Origin of the sequence: Bartonella sp. MU70NMGDW (assembly GCF_042194085.1) — a bacterium.
Lineage (GTDB): Bacteria > Pseudomonadota > Alphaproteobacteria > Rhizobiales > Rhizobiaceae > Bartonella > Bartonella grahamii.
The window spans coordinates 1-4807 of sequence record NZ_JBHIMK010000112.1 but is presented as its reverse complement, the minus strand read 5'-3'; the positions used below and the strand labels follow the sequence as shown (position 1 = coordinate 4807).

At 40.8% G+C, this 4807-nt stretch carries 1 pseudogene; it reads left to right on the top strand.

Features of this window, described 5'->3' with window-relative positions:
- Positions 1–4807, top strand: a pseudogene (locus ACFIKE_RS08250) (hypothetical protein); the annotation flags it as partial.

Below are 4807 nucleotides of genomic sequence, written 5' to 3'. Positions count from 1 at the left end.
CATGATGCTATTGTTTACGGGCAGGTAGCGCAGACGAAGGCTGACCAAGGGATTGCAATCGGCTTAACTGCTTTAGCTGGTCGTAGTAGAAATACTAAAAATAGCATTGCAATCGGCTCTTCTCTAACCGATAGTTATGATGAAAAAGAGAGAACAGTTTCATTAGGTGATTTTTCAATAGCCTTCGGTAGTAAAGCACATAGTTATGCAAATGAAGCGATTGCTATGGGATACAATGCATATGCAGAGGAGCAGGCGTTGCAGGGAATTGCTATAGGCGCTAGCTCTAATGTGACGGTTGCGAAAGGTGTTGCTCTAGGAAGCAATTCTGTATCTGATAGGGCTGCAGGCGTTCCAGGATATACTTCTATACTGCAGGGTCCGGCAAAAAACACTGAAGCGCAATGGAAAAGTACGATGGGTGCCGTTAGTGTTGGTAATTCTAGTAAGGGCGTAACGCGGCAGATTACAGGTGTAGCAGCTGGTAGTGAATCTTCCGATGCAGTAAATGTTATGCAGTTAAAAGACTTAGAAAGTGTCGTAAGAAATGGCGGTTGGAAGCTATCTGTTGGGGGTAAGGATGGTAAGACCGTTATCATGGACAGCGCGGTAGATTTTTCCGCTGGAAGTGCAAATCTTCAGGTTACAAAGGGCAAAGATGACAATAATATAAAATTTGATCTAGCTAAGGATATTGCAGTCAATAAAGTAAATGCAGGAAGCAGTACCTTAGACGCAACGGGCTTAGTGATTGCCAATGGTCCGAAAATAACCACCGGAGGTATCGATGCTGGGGGTAAAAAGATTACAGGAGTGTCGGATGGTATTGGAGCGAACGATGCAGTTAATTTTTCACAGTTGAGCAAAACCAAAGAGAGTCTTTCGTTCACAGCGAGAAATCTGGAAACGGCTATGGCGAATACATCAAAATATTTTGGTGGTAAAACTGATGTACTAAAAGGGATTCCACCTAGCTATGCTGTTCAGAATCAGACGTATGGAAATATAACAGATGCTTTTGTAGCGGTTGATAGTTCTTTTAATGAAATGAAAGATAATATTAACAAACAGGTTGCTGATGTAAGAGACAGTATTCTTGTTAAGAAAGATGAACAGACAGGTCTTATTACTATTGGTAAGAATCTAAATAAACTATTTGACCTTGATTTTAGCGGCCCTAAAGGCGAACCTCGGATCATTTCAGGTGTGAGCGCTGAAATGCTTTCGAAAGAGTCGACGAAAGCAGTAAATGGCTCACAGCTTTTTGAGACAAACGATAAGGTTGCAACATATTTTGGTGGTGGTGCTAAATATGAAGGTGGCGCGTGGACCGCTCCTAGATTCACGGTTAAAACCTTCGATGCTGATGGTGGATTTAAAGATAAGGATTATCCTAATGTAGCGAGTGCTTTTGCAGGTGTTGGTACTTCTATCACAAATGTTAAAAAAGAGATTACCAATCAGATTACTGATGCGAAAAATAATTCTTTGCAATGGAGCGAGGCTGAAGGTGCCTTTGTAGCGCAGAATAGAGTGTGGGATGAAAGTGACAAACGTTATAGCTATATAAATGAAAAAATTAAATATCTTGCAGATGGAGATATTTCTGCTAGCTCAGCAGACGCCATAAATGGCTCTCAGCTTCATACATTGGGCACTGGAGTTGCTACGTCTTTAGGCGGTAACGCTAAGTATGAGAATGGCGCATGGACCGCTCCTACATTCACGGTCAAGATCTTCGATGCTGATGGTGGATCTAAAGATAAGGATTATCCTGATATAGCTAGTGCTTTTGCAGGTGTTGGCAGTTCTATCACAAATGTTCAGAATAAATTGACTGAACAGGTTAATAATGTGATTACCAAAGTGGAAAGTGAGAGCTTTGTTCAGCAAGATAAGACAACGAGTCGTCTCACTATTGGTGCAAAAGTAGGTGGCGCAGAAATCAATATTGCAAATGAAAGCGGTGCGGATCGGATAATTTCTGGTGTTGGGGAAGCAAAGAACAATAATGACGCTGTTAACAAAAGCCAGCTTGATAGCAATATCAAGAATGTCAATGATAATGTCACAAATAAGTTTAGCGAACTTACTAAAAACATAACGAATATTACTCAGCAAGTTAAAGGTGATGCTTTGTTATGGAACGATAAAGCTAATGCCTTTGTAGCACGTCATGAAAAGAGCAAAGAAGAAAAAGGCAGAGCTGTAAGGACACAAGAAAACAGTAGAATTACGTTCCTTGCCAATGGTGAGATTACCGCTAATTCAACAGATGCTGTCACGGGTGGTCAGCTTTATTCGCTGAACGAACAACTTGCAACCTATTTTGGTGGAGGTGCTGGTTATGATGAGCAAGGACAATGGAAAGCACCAAGTTTTAAGGTTAAGGCAGTTAAAGATGATGGTAAATCTGAAGAGATAGACTATGGCAATGTGGCGGATGCTTTGGCTGGAGTTGGTAATTCTTTCACAAATATTAGAAATGAGATCAGCAAAGAGATTAATAATGAGATTGCCAATGTGAAAGGTGATAGCCTTGTTAAGAAAGATGCAAATACAAATCTCATCACTATTGGTAAAGAAGTAGAAGGCAGTGAAATCAATATCGCTAATAGTAGCAAAGCAGATCGAACTCTTTCTGGTGTGAAGGCAGCAACGAAGAATAATGAAGCGGTTAATAAAGGTCAGCTAGATAAAGGTTTAAAGGATCTTTCTACCAGCCTTCAGTCTGATGATTCAGCCGTTGTTCACTACGATAAAAAAGATGGTGATAATGGCGGCATTGATTACACGAATGTAACTTTAGGTAAAGGTAAGGATAAGGCATCTGTAGGTTTGCATAATGTTGCCGATGGTCAGATTGCCAAGGATTCACATGATGCAATCACGGGTGGTCAGATTAATAAAATCGGTGAGGATGTAGCTAAGTTTTTAGGTGGAGAAGCATCCTTTAAAGATGGAGCTCTTACACAGCCAACGTATAAATTATCTTACATTGCCAAAGATGGAAGTGTAACAGAGAGTGCCTTTCAAGGTGTTGGAACCGCTTTTGCAGGCCTTGATGCAAATATCAAGAATGTGAATGCGCGGATTAAGGAAGTTTCTGAAGGAGTAGCACAGGATTCTTTGTTATGGAGCAAGGAAGCCAATGCCTTTGTAGCGCGTCATGAAAAGAGCAAAGAAGAAAAAGGCAGGGCTGTAAGGACACAGGAAAACAGTAGAATTACGTTTCTTGCCAATGGTGAGATTACCGCTAATTCAACGGATGCTGTCACGGGTGGTCAGCTTTATTCGCTGAACGAACAACTTGCAACCTATTTTGGTGGAGGTGCTGGATATGATAAAGAAGGCAAATGGAAAGCACCGGATTTCAAGATCAAGCAGTTTGGTGAGGATGGTACTTCTTTTGACAAGAACTATACGAATGTAGCGGATGCACTTGCAGGTGTTGGAAGTTCTATCACGAATGTTCAGAATAAATTGACTGAACAGGTTAATAATGTGATTACCAAAGTGGAAAGCGAGAGCTTTGTTCAGCAAGACAAAACAACGCATAGTCTCACTATTGGAGCTGCAGTAGAAGGTAGTGAAATCAACATAGCCAACAAGACTGGTACGGATCGGACTCTTTCTGGTGTTAAGAAAGCAACACAAAATAATGAAGCTGTTAACAAAGGTCAGCTTGATGAAAGTTTAGAGAAGCTTTCTAACAATCTTCAATCAGATGACTCGGCTGTTGTCCACTATGATAAAAAAGAGGGTGATAATAACACTATAAATTATGCGAGTGTGACTTTAGGAAAAGGTGTAAATTCTGCTGCTGTAGCACTTCACAATGTTGCCGATGGTCAGATTGCCAAGGGTTCACATGATGCAGTCACGGGTGGACAGCTTCATGTCATCACAGATGATTTCTCAAAGATTTTAGGTGGCGATGTATCTTTTGATGGCAAAAACTTTAAAGGACCAACCTACAAGTTATCCAAGGTTGATGCAGATGGTAAGATAACAGACAGTTCTTTTAATAATGTTGGTAGTGCATTTACTGGTCTTGATGATAATATCAAGAATGTGAATGCACGGATTAAGGAAGTTTCTGAAGGGGTAGCGCAGGATTCTTTGAATTGGAGCAAGGAAGCCAATGCGTTTGTAGCGCGTCATGAAAAGAGCAAAGAAGAAAAAGGCAGAGCTGTAAGGACACAAGAAAACAGTAGAATTACGTTTCTAGCAAATGGTGAGATTAGCGCTAAATCAACAGATGCAATCACGGGTGGTCAGCTTTATTCAGTCAATCGGACGGTTGCTAGCTATTTTGGTGGTGGCGCTGGATATGAGAATGGAGAATGGGTTGCCCCCACATTCAAACTTAAAACTGTCAATGAAGATGGTAGCACTGGTGAGGAAAAGGTTTACAATAGTGTAGCGGAAGCACTTTCTGATATTAGTAGTTCTGTCACGAATGTTCATAATGATGTAACCAATGTAGTGAGTGATAGTCTTGCCAAGCAGGATGATGAGACAAAAGTTATCACTATTGGTAAAGAAGTAGAGGGTACAGAACTCAATATTGCAAATAACGACAAAGTAGATCGGACACTTTCCGGTGTGAAGGAAGCGGTGAGAGGTAATGAAGCTGTTAATAAAGATCAGCTTGATAAAAGTTTAGAGAAGCTTTCTACTAGTCTTCAGTCTGATGATTCAGCTGTTGTGCATTACGATAAAAAAGCTGGTGATAATGGCGGCATTGATTACACGAGTGTAACTTTAGGTAAAGGTAAGGATGCAGGACCAGTTGCACTTCATA